Raw genomic sequence first — 20,614 nt, forward strand, 5'->3', positions numbered from 1 at the left:
AAGGATCAGATATGCACATTGCAATGCTATCGCCGATTGCATGGCGTACGCCGCCACGGCACTATGGACCCTGGGAAAACGTGGCCTCTCTTTTAACCGAGGGACTGGTGTCGCGCGGTTATGATGTCACTTTGTTTGCCACCGCGGATTCTGAAACCAGCGCCAGCTTACATGCTGTCTGCCCGCAGGGCTATGAAGAAAATCGGTCACTCATACCAAAAGTCTGGGAATGCCTGCACATTTCAGAACTCTTTGAGCATGGCGATGAATACGATATCATCCATAACCACTTTGACTATCTGCCACTGACCTACACTGGTCTTACCAACACCCCGGTAGTAACAACCATTCACGGATTTTCATCGCCCGGAATTCTGCCGGTTTACAAGAAATACAACAGCAGCGCGTATTATGTTTCCATCAGCGATGCCGATCGATCACCGGAACTGGATTATATCAAAACCATCCATCACGGCATCGATATCCGGCAGTTTGATTTCCAGAATACTGCGGATGACAGCCTGCTTTTCTTCGGGCGCATTCACCCGGACAAAGGAACGCGCGAAGCCCTGAACATCGCCAGTGCCTGCAGTAAAAAGTTGATATTGGCAGGTATCATCCAGGACCAGGCCTACTACGATCAATATGTCGTCCCTCTGTTTGACGACAAGGTGGTCTATATCGGCAGCGTCGGCCCAGACGAGCGCAACCGGTTGCTCGGCAGGGCCTGCGCGCTGTTGCATCCCATACAATTTGATGAACCTTTCGGCCTGTCCGTTATCGAATCCATGGCCTGTGGTACACCCGTAATCGCTTTTGACAGAGGCAGCATGCCTGAGCTGATTGAAAACGGCCAAAATGGTTTTCTGGTGAGCAACGTGAACGAGGCCGCTGCGTCTGTCGCACGGCTCCATGAGATTGACCGCGCAACCTGTCGCCGCCATGTTGAACGGCGTTTCACAGTCGAGCGGATGATCGATAAATACGTACATGTCTATGAACAGATTATTCAGGAACGATCCCGATGAATATCCAAAATCAAACAATAACACGGTTTAAAAATAACCCCATCCTGATAAGCAAGGATGTGCCCTATCCGGTAGTTACCGTTCACAATGCCGGCGTCGTCAAACACAACGATCGTTACCTCATGCTCTTCCGGTCGCATCTGCGCAACGGGCGCTCCATCATCGGCAGGGCCGATAGCGATGATGGTTTTTCATTTTCGGTTCATCCCAAACCCTTTCTGATACCTTCGACAGGCACTGTTTTTGCCGAATATGAAGCCTTCGGTGTCGAGGACCTCAGAATTTGTCCCGTCGAGGGAGCGTACCTGCTGACCTACAGTGCCTATTCCCGTCACGGCGTGCGGATTGCCCTGGCGCGTACCAGCGATTTCGAAAAAGTGGAGCGGGTCGCGCTAATCACCCAGGCCGACCTGCGCAACGTGGTTATTTTCCCTGAAAAATTTGGTGGTCGGTATGTCCGTCTGGACCGGCCGCACTCTGAAATTTCCCAGTGGTCGATCTGGATTTCCTATTCTCCCGACCTCGTGCACTGGGGCGATTCCCGGGTGATTATGAAGCCGGTGGCCTATCACTGGGATGAGATGAAAATCGGGCCCGGTGCCCCTCCCTTTAAAACCGACAAGGGCTGGCTGCATATATACCATGGCGTTTTCAAGACCATGTCCGGAACGGTGTATCGACTCGGTGCGGCCCTGCACGACCTTGATGATCCGTCGGAGATCATCGGCGTTTCCGATGGATGGATCCTGCAGCCTGAGGATCCGTGGGAGGTCAATGGCTATGTGCCCAATGTGGTCTTTACCTGCGGCGCTGTCCCGGAAGACGATGGTACCGTAAAAATATACTGGGGCGGCGCAGATACGGTCATGTGCGTCGGTACGGCCGTCATTGATGAATTGGTGGCGCTGTGCCTTTCTGATTCCCGACCTCCGCTCTAGCGGACCAGGGCCGGATGATCGCCGACTGAAACATAAACCTGGAGGATTGGCTGGAATTGAAGATCGACCCCGTTGCCGCGCACCGCTGTCAATCGTCTTTAAGGACTCAATGGTATGCCCCCTAAAAAGCGCCATAAGCTAGAAGTTAAAAGAAAAGCGATTAAGATCATCGGGGATACGTCACGGGTCATCACCCGGCTGCATACTCCCGATAAGCGATATCGCATCCCCAAATTAATTCAGCGGATAATGAGCTTGCCGGACACGGCCGCCGAAAGATTAATTGCGCAAATAATGGCTGACTTTTCCGGCAGGCACGAAGACATCGGGCACATTTTTGAGCGGCACCTGAATGCTGTGAAGAAATATCTGCCATCGGATACAGTGCTCAGCGATGTTCAAAGATCACTTATCGGGGCTTACTTTACGAAAGAGTACTCGATTGAATCGGCTGCTCTTTTCAACCCTTCCATCGTCGCCCATCCCGATCAAAGCCATCTGAACAAAGGCAGCCTGCGCTTTATCATGAGCCTGCGGGCAACCGGTGAAGGCCATATTTCGTCAATTGTCTTTCGCAGCGGTGTTCTTGATCGACACAACAAGTTCCTTTTCGACCCGATCAGTGATTTTGTAGAAACGCCGGATCTCCAATTGGATTCGGTATACAAGCGCAATCCTTTCCAGCTCAAGCTAAACGAGATGGGAGCAGGCGATGAGATAAGCGTACATATTCTTAACCAGCTGCCGGAAGATTTTACGTATAATGAATTATTAGAAAAAATTGGAAACCTTCGCGAAAAACCGCAATTTCCGGAAGCGAACCAAAACAGAACCTTCCAGGTGATGAGCTGGCTCGCAAATTCCAATTATGAGGTCAGTTTCCACCCCGATCACCGCATATCCGAACGGGTGATATTTCCCGTTTCCAAAAACGAAAGCCGGGGCATTGAAGATGCCCGCTTCGTTCACTTTTTCGATAGCCAGCAGGAAAGCACCTATTATGCAACCTATACCGCCTATAACGGCCATACGATCTTACCGCAACTGATGGAAACCAAGGACTTTATCAACTTTAACATTGTCACCCTCAACGGCAAAGCCATACAAAACAAAGGCATGGCGCTTTTTCCGCGAAAAATTGGCGGTCGTTATGCCATGCTCTCACGCCAGGATGGTGAAAACAATCATATCATGTTCTCGGACAATCTCCATTTCTGGCAAACGTCCCAAATCATCCAGGAGCCTGAATATCCATGGGAATTCATCCAGATCGGCAACTGCGGGTCCCCCGTGGAGACCAATGAGGGCTGGATCGTACTCACACACGGTGTCGGACCCATGCGTCAATATTGCATCGGCGCCATGCTGCTTGATCTTGAAAATCCTTCAAAAATCATCGCTCGCCTGGATGAGCCCTTGCTTGCCCCGCATGAGAAGGAACGCGAGGGATATGTCCCTAATGTCGTTTATTCCTGTGGTGCGATCATTCATAACAACGAATTAATCATTCCCTACGCCATGTCTGACATCAATTCCGGCATTGCGACCGTCGCTGTGGATGCGCTGCTGAAATGTATGCGGCCGGTGAAATCATGAAATCCTTAAATTGTGCACGAAAAGCCCACCGCAATCGGGAAAGGTATCCGAAAACCGGATCATCCGTTTATGAAAATACCGAAGGAATTCGATCAGTGAAAAATGGCCAGGCAAGAAGGAAGATGTTGACACTGCTTGGAAAGGGCGTCTCGCCAGGGATAGCCGAAGGGGAGGCCTTTGTCTATATAGACGTGCGGTTAAGGGATTCTGAACTCTATGTGATCGACGATAGCCAAATCGACGAAGAGAAAGCCAGAATCCAAAAAGCAATCGACGATGTAGGCAATTGCCTGTCGATCGATGCCAGGCAAATTGAGGGCAAGTTGGGCAAGCAATCGGCGGACATTTTTCGTGCGCAAGAGGCAATCCTTCGCGATTCCCATGTGATTAAGGAGATGAAGCGGGTTTTGGAAAAGGAGAAGCTCAATGCGGAGCAAGTGGTCAGGATGGTGTTCAGAGTGCTGGCGAGCCGATTCAGAGACTTGGAAAATGAATTGTTTCGGGAACGTGCTGATGACATCGACGATCTGTCCCGCCGGTTGCTGCTGTCCTTAGCAGGTATTCATGCGCACAGCCTCGAAAACCTGCCGGCCAACACGGTGCTCGTCGCCCGACGCCTCCTGCCATCGGACACGGTGTTCCTGTCGCGATCATCCACTGTCGGCGTTCTTGCCGAGTTCGCCGGTCCCGCCGCCCATGCAGCTCTTCTGGCCCGAGAACTCGGTATTCCCTGTGTGGGGGGGATTCCCGATCTATTGGAAAAGGTCCACACGGGTGACGTTGTGCTTGTGGATGGAACCAAGGGGTCGGCGGTGATCAATCCGAACCGCCAAACCCTGCGGCGGTACAAAACAGGATTCAAAGAAGCACGCCAACGCAGGGAAACGATGGCAACCGCCAACGGCATCAAACGAACTGTCACCCGTGACGGTCTTGAGGTATCGGTCATGGCCAACGTCCGCAGCCGTGAAGATGTCGAACTCGCTATGGAACGCGGGGCTGATGGAATCGGGTTATTTAGAACAGAACCCTTCTTTCTTGCAGCCAAACATTTACCGACCGACAAGGAATTCGCCACGTTTCTTCTGGAGAGCTTGAAGCCGGCCCGCGGAAGGCGTATCGACGTTCGTCTACTCGATATTGGTGCCGATAAAAATCCGATTTACCTTCACCTGCCACCGGAACCCGATCCCTTCTTGGGACGGCGTGGTGTGCGTTTGCTGCGTGAGTATCCAGAGCTGTTGGCGGCGCAGTTGCGGGCTATATTGGAAGTGTCCAAGGAAGTCGAAATCGGGGTCCTGATACCGATGGTCACGATCGAAAACGATGTGCTTCATGTCGTATCGATGCTACAACAATTTGCCGCTGAAATGGGCATTTTTAAACTGCCCCGTATCGGTGCGATGATCGAAACACCGGCCGCGGCATTGTCAATCACCTCACTGAAGACGCATGTAGACTTCTTCAGTATCGGCTCGAATGATCTCACGCAGTATACCATGGCCGCTGGCCGGGAAAATCCTTTGGTAGTGGAGTATTTCATCGACGACCATCCGACGGTTCTGCGGCTTATCGAATGGGTGGTCAGGGAATCCGGTACCATGCCCGTTTCTATTTGCGGGGAGCTTGCGAGCCGGATCGATGCCATCCCTAAATTACTGAGAACTGGAATCATGTCGCTCAGTGTAGCTGCCGCATTGGTTCCGGAGGTGAAGATGGCCATAAGGGGAATTGAAATCAAAAAAAGGAGGGAACCATGAAGCTGACCAAATCAGGATTGGAATTAAAAGAGGTGATCGAAAAAGCAATGAAAGATCATATCATTACCAACAGTGAGTATGAGGAAATAATGAAGGTAGCGAACAAAGACGGCATGGTTGATGATCATGAACAGCGATTGCTCAGCCAACTCCAGGAATTGTTGGAGAACGGTACGGTAGATCGGGTTAAAGGATAAATGTGTTTTGGTCCAAAACACAGCACACGCCAATCAATTCAAATCCAGTTCAACCAGCTGGATTTGATTGTTTGGACCGTTGCGAATGTGTAATTCGCAGTATCGGATGAAGCATGCAGCGTTTTAAAATTCTTCATCGTACTTTTTATAACTCAACTTTCGGGATTCGTTTAGCTACATGTAAATTCAATTGGTTACGTATCGTGTTCGATACAAATAGCAGTGTTTTATTGGCAATGCAGCTTGTACTTTTTCGACGTTACCAAAGATATCTTACTGTTATTATTAAACAATACAATTTTTAGCGAATCCCGAAAGTTGAGTTATAATTTCTCGGGAATGGTGAGGCTCGGCCCCCATCACCTGCGCCTTCGTTTGCGGGAAGACTATGAACTGCGAATTGAATCCTCTACCTTGGCGATTACACCGCCGGCGACTCTACTTTGGCACCGGGACGTGGAAGGGAATTCAGTGGCCACCGCGACATTCAATTTGCCTACCAACCAGCTTGCGGTCGAAAGCGAAGTGATCATCCAGCAATACAACGAAGCACCGCTGGACTTTCTGGTCGCCGATTACGCCATCGAATACCCGTTTACTTATCCATCCGACGACAAGATTCTGCTGTCGCCCTATATGGTATACCCGGCGCATAAGATGAAAAGCCTTTTGGGTGAATGGATTGCTAATTTATGGACATCCGGTGAGCGGATTCAGACTTACACGTTGTTGCAGCGGCTTTGCATCCACATTCATCAATCGCTGTCGTATCGCGTGCGGGAAGAACCCGGCGTACAAACTGCCGAGCAGACACTATCGAGCGCTACTGGTTCTTGCCGTGATTTTGCGGCGCTATTTATGGTTGCAGCGCGGTGTTTGGGTTTCGCCGCTCGCTTTGTAAGTGGCTATTTACATGCACCGCCATCAACAGATAATTGGGGGGCAACCCACGCCTGGGCCGAAGTTTACCTACCGGGCGCTGGTTGGAAAGGGTTCGATCCCACCATCGGAGAAATTGCCGGATCGGATCATTTTGCCGTGGCGGTGGCCAGATTACCCGAATCGGTTCCGCCAATAGCGGGGTCTTTCGTTGGTACTTCGGGATCGAGTCTTAATGTTGGCGTATGGGTAACTAAGTGGCCGTAAAGAGCAACTCCTGTTTTTGTGGATCATGAAATCAAATCTTGTGCTCACGAATTTTGAAAAACACTTGAAACCGCCATGCAATTGAGACTCGAATCGTCACTTCGTCCTTTACAATCATAAATTGGGAATATCCGATCACCGGGTTCATTGCACACCTGCAGTGCGTATTCACGTAATCGATCCGCTACTTTCTGAGGGACGAACACGAATTCGTATTCCTTGCCGCTTTTAGGCTCACGCAGAACCAGTTTACGGTCCTGCAGATCGCCCAAGCGCAGCTTCAGCACTTCACCGATGCGCATACCGCCTCGGGCCATCAATTCGAGAATCAATCGATTACGGACCTTTGTAGTACGAAAGATGATTTCGTCAACGGTCTCCTTTTCGATGATTTTCCATTTCAACGGCACCCTCTTCCGATACAGTTTTCGGACAATGGGTCTGTCACTGTCACAAGGGTTTCTTAGTTCGGGGTCGATATTTTTGCGGACGAAATTGAAAAAAGAAGAGAGCTGGGAAAAACGAATTCGCTTGGTGTAGGGTTTGTTGCCTTCGGTGAGGCGGTTAAGGTAGGTTAGGATCTGTTCCGGGGTGACCTGCTCGACGGGACCATCACCGAATTCCTGGATAAACCGTTCGATGATGGCCCGGTATGCTCTTACCGTATTTTTTTTTCGAATGGATCTTGTGGTAATCGATCCAGATTTTGGCAGCTTTAGATAGTTTCATGGCCTACCTCCTTCGGTGAAAAGGTTGATGTTATGGGCGAAGGGCCCAAGGTAAGCCTATGATATCCAGATGCTAAATGCAAATTCTATGTCTTGTCTTATACTTAGGGGGGCTGGCAAGTAACATGGATTTTCCGTAATGCCGTTTTTCGTGGGATAGACGACAATAATCCAGAAGAGCACAGGAGAAATCATCCGTTAAAAAATTTAGACTTCCGTGTGGAATATGGGACGCATTGCTAAATTGAAATTATTGCTATTGTCAATGACCTCTATCTCATATAATTCCTGTCAAAAGTGAAACGCACTATGCTCAAGATGCGTTTAATTCCGAAGCCTGTGCAAATATTGAGCTGAATTCAGGCAGGCTTTCCAATTTTATACATCTTACGGTTTTGGCAAAATTCCTTGCTTGATCGCGATACGTTCGGTTTAGCAACGCATTAACCGCACCGACGCCGGCTGCATTGTGGATGGTCTCAATTTTTCCCTGAAGAATGGGTTTAGGAACCATACCGATGGAGCAGGCATTTTCCCAATTTAGGCCGGCGCCAAAGGCTCCTGTAAATATCGTTTTTTGGATAGCATCGAGGCCAGTCGTTTCTAAAAGGGCATCAATTCCCACGCGGAGGGCTGCTTTGGCCAGTTGAATTTGTCTGACATCTTTTTGAGTGAGCTTTAAATCCACCTCTGACCCGTCCTTAGCCATGCCTTTGAATGCTATTGCCCTTCCCGAATCTTCTTCAATGAGACCACTGACATCTGGGGTGATTCTGCCGTTCGGTTGGATTAGATTGATCTTTCTGCATTCCGCCACCGCATCGATTATGGCTGATCCGCACAGGCCGATAGCCCTTTTTTCAGGATTTCCAGGAATGATTTCATAATCGAATTCATTCTTTCGTGCATTCCACGTAATTTTACTGACAGCACCAGGCACGGCCCGGACCCCACAGGATATGGAATACCCTTCAAAGGCTGGCCCGGTGGCTGCGCTGGTGGCAACGACTCCCTGGCCGCTGATCAGTATCAGTTCCCCATTGGTACCAAGATCCACAACAAGAAGGGATTCACCGGACGTCGTTATCCCAGTAGCCGTAGCAGCCGCGATGGCATCTCCACCGACAAAAGCGGAAGGCATGGGAAAAAGATGAATATTTACGTCTTTTCTGACGCAAAGACCGAGAGAATGATTTGAAATATCAATAGGCTCATTGGTAACCGGAAGATAGGGGGCGCGACCGATGCTTAAAGGAGAAATACCTGCAAAAATGGACTGCATGGTTGGGTTGCCCACCACGCAGACATCATCGATATCATCAATACATTGTTCGGTTTCTCTAAGGCTTTGGTTAATCAATTCGTTGATATCATGAATTGCCTCTATCTGGAGTTTTTTCAGACCAGACTCGGCTTTAGAAGCGAATTCAATCCGTGAAATGACATCATATCCATGTATCCTCTGGGAATTAGCTTTAGAGCATGCTGCCAGAATTTTGCCCGATGGCAAGTCACAAAGATAAGCGGCTATTGTTGTGGTACCCAGATCAACTGCAATCCCCAGTGAACGGCGCCGGGAACCCGGCAGTATAGTTGATGCCAGGCCTCCCCTTTGAACAACGGTCAACTCCTTTTCGGCAGCAAAATACCGGGATAACCGGTGGAGGACCTCAAGAGAAAAATAAGATCCGGATCCATTGGCACCTGCGGGAGAAAGGTTGAAGCAGTCTGTTAAACTGGAACTGAAACCACTTGGAGAGATAACGCTGCGGGAAATCGTCGCTTGGGGCCGGACCATGACCTGAATTTTTGTTTTCGACGATTCACTTTGGACGGATTCATAAGTTTTTTCTATCAGAGAAAGAGAGATCTCATGAGCGGCTTGGCTGTTTTCCTTAAGCTTGACCTGACAGGACAGTCGAACGCCTTCTTGAATATGACCGTTTGACAAGAACCGTTTTTCGGCATCACTTAAGCTTGAAAGCGCGCCCTGGTCCTCTATCTTTACCTGACACTTGCCGCAGACTCCTTTGCCGCCGCAATCTGCCCGAATGTGAATGTCAGCGTTCGACAGTGCATGTTGAACGGTCTGCCCGGGTTCCAAGCAAATTTTTATCTTCTCTTTGTTGATTCTACTCCGATGCTTCACGGATACCTTCTTCGTGGCTGCTTTTAAATCCAATAGTTTCTTTTACGTTTTTATACCTGCAATGCCTGAACAGATGACAGGCCTTGCAGACTTCTTCCTCGGACCAACTGGGCATTGTCTTTCCCAACCCCCAGAGCATGGAACTCGATTTGAAAGGAACCATCAGCCGTTTCGGGGTTAATTTCATGCCAAGCTCCGAGGCTGGCAACAAGTCAAAAAAGATGTCCTGGGTCTCCAAAGACAAGCCGGGCATCCCTGGAGACATAGGGCTGCTGGCCATCAACCCCATCTGCGCAGCACGATCCCGGACGATTCGGGAAATTTCTTCAGTCAGGCAGTCAACCGCAGCGCTGCCGATGCTGTCCAGCATGACACCCAGTATCGGATCATCACTTTTTAAATATTTCCTGGACAGTCCTTCAATGCCGTTGCCGATGGTTCCTAATCCCAGCACCACATGGGTTGCCTGGGGCATGAGGTGAAACACCCGACTCCCGGGTATTTCGAGCCCACAAACCGTTGCGATCCGTCGCCTGGCAACCGACGAGAGTTTCTGTATCCACAAGGCACCACGGGCATCTATAAGATTATGGACGTCGACCATGTCCACCGCCCGTGCAAACTGTTCCATAATTTCAGGGGCCGGGGAGCGCTTTCGCCCCCCGTATCCCATTCTTCTGAAAAGTCCTTCCCGAGTAAGAGACAGAGGAATATCGCGGATGATTTCAAAAGGCGTCAATGGTATTTTCCATACTCACGCGTTGTTTCCATCCAGGCCTCCACATTCTCAGGCTTGGCTTCATCGATGAGGGCAGAAGCACTCATGATATAGCCACCTCCGTCACCGCAAACATCAATGAGTTTTTTGGTGTGATCTTTGACCTGATCCACAGACCCTGTCGTCAACAGGGAATTTGGCATGTTCCCCATGATACATGCCGTATCGCCCAGGACCTTTTTTGCTTTAAAAATATCGGTGCCTTCAAAATGATAAATGCATTTTCCCTTTGGAACGTCCTTGATGACATCCAGCCGGGTATTGTACAGCCCTTCAATCAATAAATAGGGAGTGCAGTCCGCTTCCACCAGATCAACAATGAGCTGCTGGAGCGTGGGCCAGTAAAACTCCTTGAACTGTTTTAAGGACATGAAATTATCGGTACCCTTGTGAAGGGGGATAAACACCCTTGGATTGCTTTTGCCCTTAGCGCCGTTTATGCCGATGGCTGAGACAAAGGGTGCCAGTTGGTTCACCGCCCGCTTGAGGTTGTCCGGCTGAAGCAGCAGATCCATTGCGGCCCCTGCGGTTCCTCTCAGATTATCGGCGACCAGGTCATAGGGGCAGAAAACCGTCTGCTCTTTTATGGAGGGATATCCTGAATCCTTGAGCTCCTTTGCAAACGCATTGAAGGCACTTACCCATTGAACTTGCATCTTCGATGTCTCAAGCAAAGTCTCAAGAGCCCGAGTAATATCAGGATCTGCGAGGGCGGCGAGAACCGGCGGCAGGGCATATCCCAACGCGGACAATTCTAGAGGTGGCAGCTTGGCCAAGCCTTCAAGGTTGCCAGAAAGACGGGGCAACATCTTCCTTAAAAAAAAGCTGCCCGGATCCCTGAACAATTCGTCGTATTCATCCTCTTTCATGTATTCGGCTTCCACGAATTGGAATGACTGGTCGTCGGGGACACCATGACCCGGCCATTTCATGGCCTTGAAATCAAGGGAAGAAAGGACATTGTCCATGGAGTATACGGTAAAGTTCACGCTGTAGGTGGCATCGGGCTGAAAATGGTTGATGGTCTTGCGCCAGGCATCGATAGCCATTTCAGGTTCTGTATAAGCCACCCTGGGGCTGATGCCGCTGAAATAACAGTTGAAAAAGGCAAACAGAGGAACAACAGGCACCCTGTCAGGTTCTTTCAAAGCAATGCAGTCAAGAATTCTTCTTTCTCTTTCCTGGTAAAGCGATTGGTTTTTATTTTCCATGATTGTATTTCCTTTGAACTCAGTTATGGGGTTCGAGGGTTTCAAATTATGCCCTGTTTGCGTCAACGATAGGAGACGGGTCTTTTATAATGATACCCGCAATGATACCGATGACCGCCAGGCCGGCCGACAATAGAATGGCAACCGTGTAGCTATGGGTCTGAGTGTAGAGATATCCGCCAAAATACGGCCCTATAATTGCTGCAATGACAAGGGGAGTTGTTGCCAGGCCGTAATTGAACCCGAAATGTTTGTTTCCGAAGGCGGTCGAGACAATGGCGGACGCAATCGGAATGGCCCCACCGAATGACATGCCGATTAAAATGACGGATATCAGAAGAAGGGGATATCCCAACGAAGGAACAAGGAAATTCAGGCTTAATAAACCGCAAAGCATAATCAGGGCGTTGAGAATCATGGTAATATTGCGGCCCAGCCGATCCCACAAAGCGCCGATAATAAGACGTCCGACACCGTTGGCCACGGAAAACATGCCCATGGCGGCAATGGCCTTTGCCTTGCTGACGCCTCCTCCGATGGCAAAGGGCACAATATGGCCGATGATCATTAAACCACCGGTCAGCAGCACCAGATGGAATGCCCACCATGTCCACCAGGTTGCTGTTTTAAACATGTGCCGCCAGTCATAATCCTGTGTAACGGCCTCTGATGTTTTTTCAGCAGCGTTGGCAATTTTTGTCGCCGGCGGAACAAAATTTTTGTCAGGGTATTTTAAGAACTGGGCTCCAAACAAGCAGATGACCAAACTGAGTGCCCCAAACAATCGGAATGCCCACTGCCAATCCATCGACTCGATGATCTGCCCGGCAAGGGAGCCTAAGAGAAATCCTGCAAGCCCGAATCCCATGACCAGAATTCCAGACACAAGCCCTCTTTTATCAGGAAACCATCGCATGGCTACGGCCATGGGGCTGACATTGGCAAACCCGATTCCGAATCCGCACAGAACCCCGTAGGAGATGTAAAGGATGGGAAGTGAGCCCGTAAAAGAGACCATGAAAAAGCCAATGGTCAGAATGGTGGACCCGATAGTGACAACAGCCCGGGGGGTGTTTTTGTCTCCATGCCTGCCACCGAAGATCATTCCAAGAACAAAAAATACGATGGAAACGGTAAAGGCAAGGGATGTCTGTGCCCGGTTCCATCCAAACTCTTTCTCCAAAGGCATAACAAAAATCGACCACGCATACAAAAGGCCCAGAACCAAAGACATCCCAAATCCTATGAGAATATACTTCCAACGGTTTTGAAGACCAAATATTCCTGATTTGACTTGAAGACTGTCAGTGATCGGTTTTTCTATTCCATCCATTGCTTGTTCAATTTGTGAAGACACGTGGTTCTCCTTTAATGTAAGTTACGATGTCGATTGAATCAGGCGGCAATCGCTTTGTCGCCAGCGGAAAACCATTCTTCGCAAAGTTTGACGGCCTCCACGGCATCCCTTCCGAATGCATCTGCACCCGTATATTCTCTAATGTGCTCGTCGATCTGCCCGCCGCCGATCATGAACTTGATGTCTTTAGAGCAGGCAGCCTTAATGGCGGCGATGCTTTCTTTCATGGGATCATAGGCCAGGGTCAGGAAGCCGGAAAGACCGATGACTTGAGGTTTGAACTCCTGGGCCGCTTCAACAAATCGTGCCACCGGCACATCAACCCCCAGATCCAGAACGTCATAGCCGTTTACCTCGAGCATGGTGACAACGATATCTTTTCCAATATCATGGATGTCCCCTTCGACCGTTCCGATAATAACCCTGCCTTTCTTGTCGTCGTCTTCGCTTTCTTGTTTCAGATAAGGTTTCACCATTTCGGAAATGTCTTTCAGCATCTTCCCGGATAGAATGAGCTCTGGAACAAAGTATTCTCCCTGTTCAAACAACTTTCCCACTTCTTCCATGGCCTGTTTGGCGCCTTCCAAAAGATCAAGAGGCTCCCTTCCAGAAGAAAGCATTTCCTCCCCCAAAGCCATGACGTCATTTTTTTTCATATTCACCAGCGCATCGACAAAAGTCTTAAGGACATCGCTGCTGTCCGGGTCTTCATGGATCAGATCCTCTTCTTGGACAGAATCTTGAAGTGTCACCTGTCCATCGATGATACCGGCCTTTGATAGGGCTGCGGAAAGGCTGCACAAAGCTTTTTCGATTTCCTTCTTATTGGAGACTTCAAGCCCTTTGGATTTGCCGATCAGTCCGCTCCTGTGAGCCTGGTTGTAGTTAAGGCAATCCGGATCCATGCCCATAACCATTTCAGCGGAATATACGGAATTTCGCAGACCGCTTTCCATGGGGTCTACAATGGCACTGTCCATTCCGGCCCCAATGGCCAGGGACGCAAAGGCCTGGTTGATGATGGTGCGTGATGGCTGCCCAAAAGAGATGTTGGACAGACCACAGGTGATGTGGGCCTCGGGAAACTCCGACCGGATACGGCGGATCGTTTCAAAGGCGGTTAGCCCGGAGTTATTGTCTGTGGCAATCGTGGTGACCAGGGGGTCCACATAGAGCTTGTCATCCGAAATTCCGCCCTCCCTGGTCATGGCGATGAGACGCCGGACGATATCCAGGCGCTGTTCAGCTGTTTTGGGGATCCCATTGTCATCCAGAGCAAGAACCACCAGCTCTGTTTTATATTCAATGGCCAAGGGGAGGACCCCTTCCACCCGGTTCTGTTCGCCGCTAAGGGAATTCAGCATAGGCAGGGTTTTGCAAGCCTTAATACCGGCAAGCAATGCCTTGGGATTGGCACTGTCGAGGCAAAGTCGGGTGTCGCACGATTCCTGGATCGTCTGAACAAGCCAAGTCATGTCTTCGGGTTCCTGTGAGGGATGGGTGCCGGCATTGACATCCAGAAAATCTGCACCGGCTTTTGTCTGGTGCACCGCCAGTTCTTTTATGAAGCCGGCATCACGCGACTTAATGGCCTTTGCAACTTGTTCACGGGTTCCGTTAATTTTTTCTCCGATGATGATCATAATGATGGGTATCCTTCCTTGGTTACTATGTGTTCATGAAAATCCATTGCTTATGTGTTGATATGCTTTATTTCATTTTTTGAGCATGAAGCGTGCCATAAAGGATCGCTTTCATAACCAATTGAGATAAAAGCATATTTCAAAAAAATCATAAAAATATTGATTTATATTTTTATGTTATATTATTATTTCATAATATTTTAATATTTTTGAATGAGGGACTGATGGGACATCACGAAGAAAAACAAGAGTGCGCATTTACAGATGCTGAGAGAGTAATATTGATTCTCTTTGCCCTTATGCCGCCGCCGATAACGTTGGATATGATTGTTGATTTTACGAAACAATCTCCCATAAGCGTTCTAAATACTCTGGAAGGCCTTATAAAAAGGAAATGGATCTGTCCCTATCCTAAACGAGGCGATTTTGGTTTTGAACAGAAGTATTCTGGTAAAACATGGTAGAGAAATCGGGTTCTGCTGAGAATTTGATACTATTTCTGCAGACAAGCTATCCTGACCGAATTTGTTGTGGTCATATGCGCATTTTAGCCTGTTTTAGCGCACACCTCTCCACCGGTTTTACTCCAAATTTTATTTTCCCTGCGGGTTATTCGATAACCGGCGCTTTGCGGCACCGTTCAAACAACTCCGGCAAGCGTAGGTTTTCCAGGCAGGTCCTAGTCACCTTTAAGACCGTTTGCTCACTGTGGAAAACGATTTTACCGGCGATATCGATCAGCCGTCTACGCACCGTGGAGGCATAGGAACCAATCGATAATACCGGCGCACTGACATCTTCTTTAAACGACTCGAGCAGAAAATGACCGACCAGCATCATATAATACCAGGCTGCATTGGGGGCGAATCGTTTGAAAGGCAGTTGTTCGTGACCGAAATCCTTCAACGCCCGGTTGGCCAATTCGTCGCTGCCGCGTTCATGATAGCAGGCGACGAGCCCATTGGTGGTCAGATATTCCACCGCTCCGGCGTTTTCCAGCATACCGTCGATCGCCTGACCTTGACCGATGTTGGTGACGATGATGGTGTCAGGCCGAAATCCCGGAAGGTAAAGCTGTTTGCTGTTATCGTGCATCAACCGACAAAAAATCGCGCGGCGGAATTGTTTCCAGTTGCCTTGCCGGATACCGAACTCGGCGTATTTCCAGGCTTTCTTCTTTCCGGATTCGAACCGTTTCCATTTGGACGCATCCCAGTTGTCCGCCATTTGCTTGATGTCTTTATACACTTTGCCGCCGCAGACATAACCGACATGAAGCCTTTCGCAAAGCTCGAAGATTTTCTGGTCGAAAAACCCGCTGTCCATGCGGATGATAATCGGCACATCCCCACGGTAGTCGCATCTGATTTTAAGAACCATGTGCCGGATCATATTCAGGACCGTATCGCCATGATTGGAATGTTTGTCCCCACTGCGAAACACCGCATCGACAATCAAACGTCCCCAATTCATTTGCAGGGGTTGAAAGCCCTTTTTCTTCTTGTAGGTGGGCTTCACGCCGTGCCGGCATTTTGCATCGTCATTGTCCATGACCATCGTATCGATACCCAATTCGATCACATCGGGTTGCGTAATCCGCAGACGCCAGATGAAAAGGGCCTGCAAAAGGCGCCGGAACAAAAACACGCGAGTCCAGGCGAATGCTTTGAAAAAACGTTTGATTTGATGAGAAGAGGCCATGTCTTCAGTTGGCGTCTCTATGCTGCCGGCATAGCCCTCATCGCGAGAAATCTGGTCGAAATATGCCAGGCGCCGACTGGTCCCATCGGCGAAAAAGCAGAGCACTTGTTTGAAAAGTTCTGTAATGGCAAGGCCTTTTCGGTTCTTGCGGATGGATCCAAACCAGCGGTCGAACCAGCCAAAAACCTGAATGCCGTGCATATACGCCACGAACAGGGCCAGCCCGGCTCTTCCGGTCAACCGGTCGGACGTCGTTTCGATGCGTTGGATTTTGAGTTCACTTTGTCGGTAGTTTTTGCTATGCTTACTCATAGAGTCCTTTACCTATTGGGTGTGTTTACGCTTGTTGTAAACATGGTGGTTTTTAACAAGTATTATAACACATTATCCAATTTTAGAGGACTCTTTTTTTGTGAAAATCGCGTATTTTAGGCCTATGATACTTTAGGACTCGGACATTATATTCTCTGTAATCCGGAAGGTGCTCCCGAAGCACTGACTTTTTCAACAGACGATCAGGTGAAAAAGGTTTCGGAAGAACTGATTGATTTTATCGATAATAAAGAGATGTCAGGAACATCAAAATGCATGACCATCGCCAACATCAGCCATCACGCACAATATTGCCATAAACCGGAATACCTTCTCGATGCGGCCGCTCGGTGCGGGGAAATCGGTGCCACAGAAGCCGCAACAGCGTACTATCTCCTGATCTTGGAAAATTCTGACGAGACCAAACTTCCCATTAATGAAGAATATCGGGAAACCTATGCTAAAGCGGCCTTGGGGATTGTTTCTTCTCATGGCCACAAAATCCCCCTGGAGCGTCAGCGGTCCTTTCTTTCCCGTGCCATTGGCTATCTGAAAGGACAGGATACTGAGGATTCTCTTTGCAGATTAGAACTTCGGCTTGCACAGGTTGCCAAAGGCGAAGGCCTCTATGAAGAAGCTGAAACCTTGAACAACAGGGCCTGGGATCGTGCAAAAAAACTCAACGACGAAGGGTTCCTGCGGGAGGCGGCGCTGTTTACTAGCGACTTTCTATTCTGGCAAGGAAGAATAATTGAAGCGGTGACCCGATATGAAGAAGCGGTCGGGGACTTGGAAAAATTACCGATAGATGCTCAAACCCTTTTGGGATGCGCAACCCTTGGATGGTGCTACGGTATATCTGGTCAAACCGCAAGAGGAATAAGTCTCATTGAGTCGGTTCAAAAAAAAGCAAAGGAGCATGATCTTTCTAATGTGATTCGATATGCGGATATCATGAGCGTCTTGACCCTTTTTGACTCAGGACGGATAAAAGAGGCGGAAATCATCTTAAATCACTTTTTCACCACGCCTGAAGAAGATTTGGGAAATTATGAATTGTGGGCTGGGTATGCATCAAAAGCCTTTATTCTGTACCATAAAAACGAAGTTGAAGGCTGTTTTGAATACCAAGTCAAAGCCTATGAGAAATCAAAAGATATCGGCTGGTTTCACCACCGGGGACCGTGGAATTTTGAATACATGGAATGGTTGGAGGAAAGAGGCTTTCTTCATCCCGAAATGAACTATAATTCTGAAATCAAGAGGTTAATAAACTGGCCGGACATCTATATGAAAGGTGTGGGGCTAAAGTATCAAGCCAGACGGATGATTAAAGACAAGAAAGATATCAGGAGCGTGCTTGCAGTGATCGAAGAAAGCATTGCCCTGTTAACGGAATCCGGTGCCAGAATTGAACTTTCACATGCCCAAGTCTTAAAAGCCCAAATTTGTTTAAAAACCGGAAAAAGCACCGAAGCCAGCCTGCTACTCAATGAGGCCTGGCTTGTTTTTTCAGGAATTAATCCGGAATTGTTTCCTGAACATTTACTTCCCTATATAGAAGAAAACCAAACTGAAGAATTTTTGCTGGGCATCATTTCAGAGGTTGGCCATACAATCGGAACGGTTCAAGACCACAACCAGCTTTTGGAACGTATCATCAACTTGGTACTCAAACTCACAAAGGCCGGCCGCGGGGGGATTTTTTTAAAAGGCGAGGATGATATCCTTCGGCTCATGGCCGGTCGTAATCTGGATATTTCTCATCTGAATTCAGAGGAATTTTCATCCAGTTATCAAATGGTTAAATCGGTTTTTAAAAACGGCATTGAAAAAATCAAAAAAGACGGGCCGCTTTTCCATGAAGAGCGAAAGGGATGGCAAATGGCCTATCCGGTGAACCATCATGAAGCGTTACTCGGTGTGATATACCTCGACAACAACCTGATTTTCGGGGCGCCGACCAAAGAGTGCCTGTTCGCCATGAAAATTATTGCCGGTCAGTTGGCCATTGCGCTGAAAAATGCCGAAGCTTACAGGGAAATCGCACGCCTTAAGGAGCGGCTGGAGGATGAAACCCTGTTTTACAGAAAAGAATTTGAAGCGCAGCCCTTTGCTGGGGAAATTGTTGGAGAATCAACATCCATCCAAAAAGTTTTGTCCCAGATCCAAAAAGTCGGTCCCACGGATTCAACAGTACTCATTCTGGGTGAAACCGGAGTGGGGAAAGAATTGGTGGCAAAAGCCATACACCGATCCAGCAATCGTAGAACAGGTCCTTTCATACCTATCAACTCCGCCGCACTGGACCCTGGATTGATCGCCAGTGAATTGTTCGGCCACGAAAAAGGCGCTTTTACCGGTGCATCAAAACAAAGGCGGGGACGGTTTGAACTGGCTGATGGAGGCACCCTTTTTCTGGATGATATCGATACCCTTTCTCTTGATATTCAGGCTAAGATTCTCAGGGCGATTCAGGAAAAACAATTCGAGCGCGTTGGTGGTGATAAAGCCATATTCTCTGATTTCAGGCTTCTGGCCGCCACCAATCAGGATCTTGAAGCAATGATTAAAAACGGGCGCTTCCGTCAGGATCTATATTTCAGACTCAATGTATTTCCAATAAAAATTCCTCCGTTACGAAAAAGAAAAGAAGATATTCCAATACTTTCAATGTATTTTCTGAACGAGCTAAATCGTAAATTCGGAAGAAATATCAAAGGCCTGACAAAACAGCAGGTCAGTCAACTAACCGATTATAGATGGGTCGGTAACATTCGTGAGCTTAAACACGTTATCGAACGAGCCATCATATTGAGCGACGGCAAAAAAATCAAACTCCCCATACTGGAAAGTGATGCAAATGAGGAGACAGATGCAGATGATAACGTCATCCTTCCCATGCAAGATATGGAACGGCAACATATTTTACGTGCCTTAAAAGCATCGGGGGGAAGGGTAAGCGGGGTTCAGGGGGCTGCTGCAAAACTTGAAATGAAGCCCCCAACCCTATACGCAAAGATTCGCAAGCTTGGAATTAAAAAAAATTATTCCGGATAGCATACCTGAATTTTAAAGCGGGGAAATGAATATAGCTCATCACAAGGGAAGGCACCTTGTCAGAAACTGTAACTCGTTTGGTGATAGTGACGTGCTCCACCTGTATAGCCGATGTTATCATGAGGGGGTATTAATTGTAAGTTCCCCGTCCCCTGAACTTATTCAGATTTGAAAAATAGGAATCGGGAGTGCCTTGTGCCTAATATGCTCCACATACCCCATATGAATACTCGTTTATTTTTTTGTCAGGGGGATAACATGATAGATGAATATGATACCAGCATTATCAAATCAAATCACATGATATGCGAAACCTGCGATAGCTGCTATCTCATTGTACTATGAAGTAAAATCAAGCAACCACGATATCACGTGGTTTGCTCCCGTTTCCAATAGCCTCGTTCGACTTGCATGTTTGTGCTGGCTAAAAGAGGTGCGATGAAAATTCGGCCGGTAACGACATCTCCAACAAACAGATACGATCTATTCCGGATCGAAACCGGACTGTTTGCCGGTCATGGACGCGATGGCGACTTTAAACACCGCCGTTGCCCTGACCTTGTTGTCCGGGAACGTCCTGCTTCCCTTGTCATATTGTGCGGCGATAATCTCAAGCGCCTGCCGCTTCTCATCGATGCCTTCGACCATGGAAGCCTCTCCGAATCCGACCACACTCTGGTAGCGCATGTCCCAATCACAGGGATCCGGAGCTGTTAGGGGTTCGGCCAGGATGTCGAACTCGAAACAGACCTTGGGGTGCTTTTGGATCAGGGCATATTTTCCACTCTTTACTGCCCCGTGAAAATAGAGGGTGTTGTCCCGGTAGCCGAAGCAGAGGGGAACGACATAAGGGCTCTCCCCGTCGAAAATGCCCAGACGGCAGACGCTGGCGTTGCGGATGATGGCTTCGATATTCTCTTTATTCATGGCGATCGTATTCTCCTTACAATTATTCTCGTTCGCTATTCACGAGACGGTTGCATTCTGTTCCCTATGATTTTTACAGCCTT

General features: G+C 48.5%; 16 protein-coding genes and 1 pseudogene. 8 read left to right on the top strand and 9 right to left on the bottom strand.

What is annotated here, in order from left to right; genetic code table 11:
- Positions 1-11 precede the first annotated feature (11 nt).
- The 6 genes from DSCA_RS24760 to DSCA_RS24785 all read left to right on the top strand — a co-directional run bounded on the left by DSCA_RS24760 (position 12) and on the right by DSCA_RS24785 (position 6,665).
- Positions 12-1,028 (top strand): glycosyltransferase family 4 protein, encoded by a 1,017-nt coding sequence (locus DSCA_RS24760; protein WP_155318994.1) that lies wholly within the window; start codon positions 12-14, stop codon positions 1,026-1,028.
- Complete coding sequence (locus DSCA_RS24765) at positions 1,025-1,966, top strand: glycoside hydrolase family 130 protein (protein ID WP_155318995.1); 942 nt, start codon at positions 1,025-1,027, stop codon at positions 1,964-1,966. The genes DSCA_RS24760 and DSCA_RS24765 overlap by 4 nt, the downstream gene beginning before the upstream one ends.
- A 114-nt stretch (positions 1,967-2,080) precedes the next feature.
- A complete protein-coding gene (locus DSCA_RS24770; RefSeq protein ID WP_155318996.1) occupies positions 2,081-3,562 on the top strand; it encodes a glycoside hydrolase family 130 protein in 1,482 nt (493 codons plus the stop codon).
- Positions 3,559-5,322 (top strand): phosphoenolpyruvate--protein phosphotransferase, encoded by a 1,764-nt coding sequence (gene ptsP, locus DSCA_RS24775; protein WP_167527942.1) that lies wholly within the window; start codon positions 3,559-3,561, stop codon positions 5,320-5,322. Before DSCA_RS24770 ends, ptsP begins: the two co-directional genes overlap by 4 nt.
- Positions 5,319-5,519 carry a hypothetical protein gene (locus DSCA_RS24780; protein WP_155318998.1) on the top strand — a complete coding sequence of 67 codons (201 nt, stop codon included), beginning with the start codon at positions 5,319-5,321 and terminating at the stop codon, positions 5,517-5,519. Before ptsP ends, DSCA_RS24780 begins: the two co-directional genes overlap by 4 nt.
- Positions 5,520-5,762: 243 nt before the next feature.
- On the top strand, positions 5,763-6,665 hold the full coding sequence (locus DSCA_RS24785; protein WP_231716271.1) for a transglutaminase family protein: 903 nt from the start codon (positions 5,763-5,765) through the stop codon (positions 6,663-6,665).
- Positions 6,666-6,709: 44 nt separating this feature from the next.
- Here DSCA_RS24785 and DSCA_RS32715 read toward each other — a convergent pair whose 3' ends face one another.
- The 7 genes and pseudogenes from DSCA_RS32715 to DSCA_RS24815 form a co-directional block, all read right to left on the bottom strand.
- Positions 6,710-7,069, bottom strand: coding sequence for a site-specific integrase (locus tag DSCA_RS32715; protein ID WP_167527943.1), 360 nt, complete (start codon positions 7,067-7,069; stop codon positions 6,710-6,712).
- A gap of 99 nt (positions 7,070-7,168) precedes the next feature.
- Positions 7,169-7,378: pseudogene (locus DSCA_RS33015) on the bottom strand (hypothetical protein); the annotation flags it as partial.
- Between the two features lie 328 nt (positions 7,379-7,706).
- Positions 7,707-9,542, bottom strand: coding sequence for an ASKHA domain-containing protein (locus DSCA_RS24795; RefSeq protein WP_167527944.1), 1,836 nt, complete (start codon positions 9,540-9,542; stop codon positions 7,707-7,709).
- Positions 9,526-10,017, bottom strand: coding sequence for a hypothetical protein (locus DSCA_RS24800; protein ID WP_155319001.1), 492 nt, complete (start codon positions 10,015-10,017; stop codon positions 9,526-9,528). The genes DSCA_RS24795 and DSCA_RS24800 overlap by 17 nt, the downstream gene beginning before the upstream one ends.
- Before the next feature lie 260 nt (positions 10,018-10,277).
- A complete protein-coding gene (locus DSCA_RS24805; protein ID WP_155319002.1) occupies positions 10,278-11,531 on the bottom strand; it encodes a uroporphyrinogen decarboxylase family protein in 1,254 nt (417 codons plus the stop codon).
- Positions 11,532-11,577: 46 nt separating this feature from the next.
- Entirely contained in the window at positions 11,578-12,888 is a 1,311-nt protein-coding gene (locus DSCA_RS24810; protein WP_155319003.1) for an L-lactate MFS transporter, read from the bottom strand.
- 38 nt (positions 12,889-12,926) lie between these two features.
- Entirely contained in the window at positions 12,927-14,531 is a 1,605-nt protein-coding gene (locus DSCA_RS24815) for a dihydropteroate synthase (protein ID WP_155319004.1), read from the bottom strand.
- 224 nt (positions 14,532-14,755) lie between these two features.
- On the opposite strand from DSCA_RS24815, the gene DSCA_RS24820 reads away from it, so the two are divergent.
- Positions 14,756-14,995 carry a hypothetical protein gene (locus DSCA_RS24820; protein WP_155319005.1) on the top strand — a complete coding sequence of 80 codons (240 nt, stop codon included), beginning with the start codon at positions 14,756-14,758 and terminating at the stop codon, positions 14,993-14,995.
- Between the two features lie 145 nt (positions 14,996-15,140).
- On the opposite strand, the gene DSCA_RS24825 is transcribed toward DSCA_RS24820, so the two are convergent.
- Complete coding sequence (locus DSCA_RS24825) at positions 15,141-16,544, bottom strand: IS1380 family transposase (RefSeq protein WP_155314716.1); 1,404 nt, start codon at positions 16,542-16,544, stop codon at positions 15,141-15,143.
- 207 nt (positions 16,545-16,751) lie between these two features.
- Between DSCA_RS24825 and DSCA_RS24830 the strand changes: the two genes are divergently transcribed.
- Positions 16,752-19,604 carry a sigma-54-dependent Fis family transcriptional regulator gene (locus DSCA_RS24830; protein ID WP_155319006.1) on the top strand — a complete coding sequence of 951 codons (2,853 nt, stop codon included), beginning with the start codon at positions 16,752-16,754 and terminating at the stop codon, positions 19,602-19,604.
- A gap of 483 nt (positions 19,605-20,087) precedes the next feature.
- Here DSCA_RS24830 and DSCA_RS24835 read toward each other — a convergent pair whose 3' ends face one another.
- The gene (locus DSCA_RS24835) at positions 20,088-20,531 is read right to left on the bottom strand and encodes a pyridoxamine 5'-phosphate oxidase family protein (RefSeq protein ID WP_155319007.1); all 444 of its coding nucleotides are present in this window, start codon (positions 20,529-20,531) and stop codon (positions 20,088-20,090) included.
- Between the last annotated feature and the right edge of the window lie 83 nt (positions 20,532-20,614).

The sequence above is a fragment of the Desulfosarcina alkanivorans genome (assembly GCF_009688945.1).
Taxonomy (GTDB): domain Bacteria; phylum Desulfobacterota; class Desulfobacteria; order Desulfobacterales; family Desulfosarcinaceae; genus Desulfosarcina; species Desulfosarcina alkanivorans.

What these genes read in the sequence shown, in the direction of transcription:
- DSCA_RS24760 (WP_155318994.1), top strand. Translation starts at nt 12, where the DNA reads ATGCACATTGCAATGCTATCGCCGATTGCATGGCGTACGCCGCCACGG.
- DSCA_RS24765 (WP_155318995.1), top strand. Translation starts at nt 1,025, where the DNA reads ATGAATATCCAAAATCAAACAATAACACGGTTTAAAAATAACCCCATC.
- DSCA_RS24770 (WP_155318996.1), top strand. Translation starts at nt 2,081, where the DNA reads ATGCCCCCTAAAAAGCGCCATAAGCTAGAAGTTAAAAGAAAAGCGATT.
- ptsP (WP_167527942.1), top strand. Translation starts at nt 3,559, where the DNA reads ATGAAATCCTTAAATTGTGCACGAAAAGCCCACCGCAATCGGGAAAGG.
- DSCA_RS24780 (WP_155318998.1), top strand. Translation starts at nt 5,319, where the DNA reads ATGAAGCTGACCAAATCAGGATTGGAATTAAAAGAGGTGATCGAAAAA.
- DSCA_RS24800 (WP_155319001.1), bottom strand. Translation starts at nt 10,017, where the DNA reads ATGCCCCAGGCAACCCATGTGGTGCTGGGATTAGGAACCATCGGCAAC.
- DSCA_RS24805 (WP_155319002.1), bottom strand. Translation starts at nt 11,531, where the DNA reads ATGGAAAATAAAAACCAATCGCTTTACCAGGAAAGAGAAAGAAGAATT.
- DSCA_RS24815 (WP_155319004.1), bottom strand. Translation starts at nt 14,531, where the DNA reads ATGATCATCATCGGAGAAAAAATTAACGGAACCCGTGAACAAGTTGCA.
- DSCA_RS24820 (WP_155319005.1), top strand. Translation starts at nt 14,756, where the DNA reads ATGGGACATCACGAAGAAAAACAAGAGTGCGCATTTACAGATGCTGAG.
- DSCA_RS24825 (WP_155314716.1), bottom strand. Translation starts at nt 16,544, where the DNA reads ATGAGTAAGCATAGCAAAAACTACCGACAAAGTGAACTCAAAATCCAA.
- DSCA_RS24835 (WP_155319007.1), bottom strand. Translation starts at nt 20,531, where the DNA reads ATGAATAAAGAGAATATCGAAGCCATCATCCGCAACGCCAGCGTCTGC.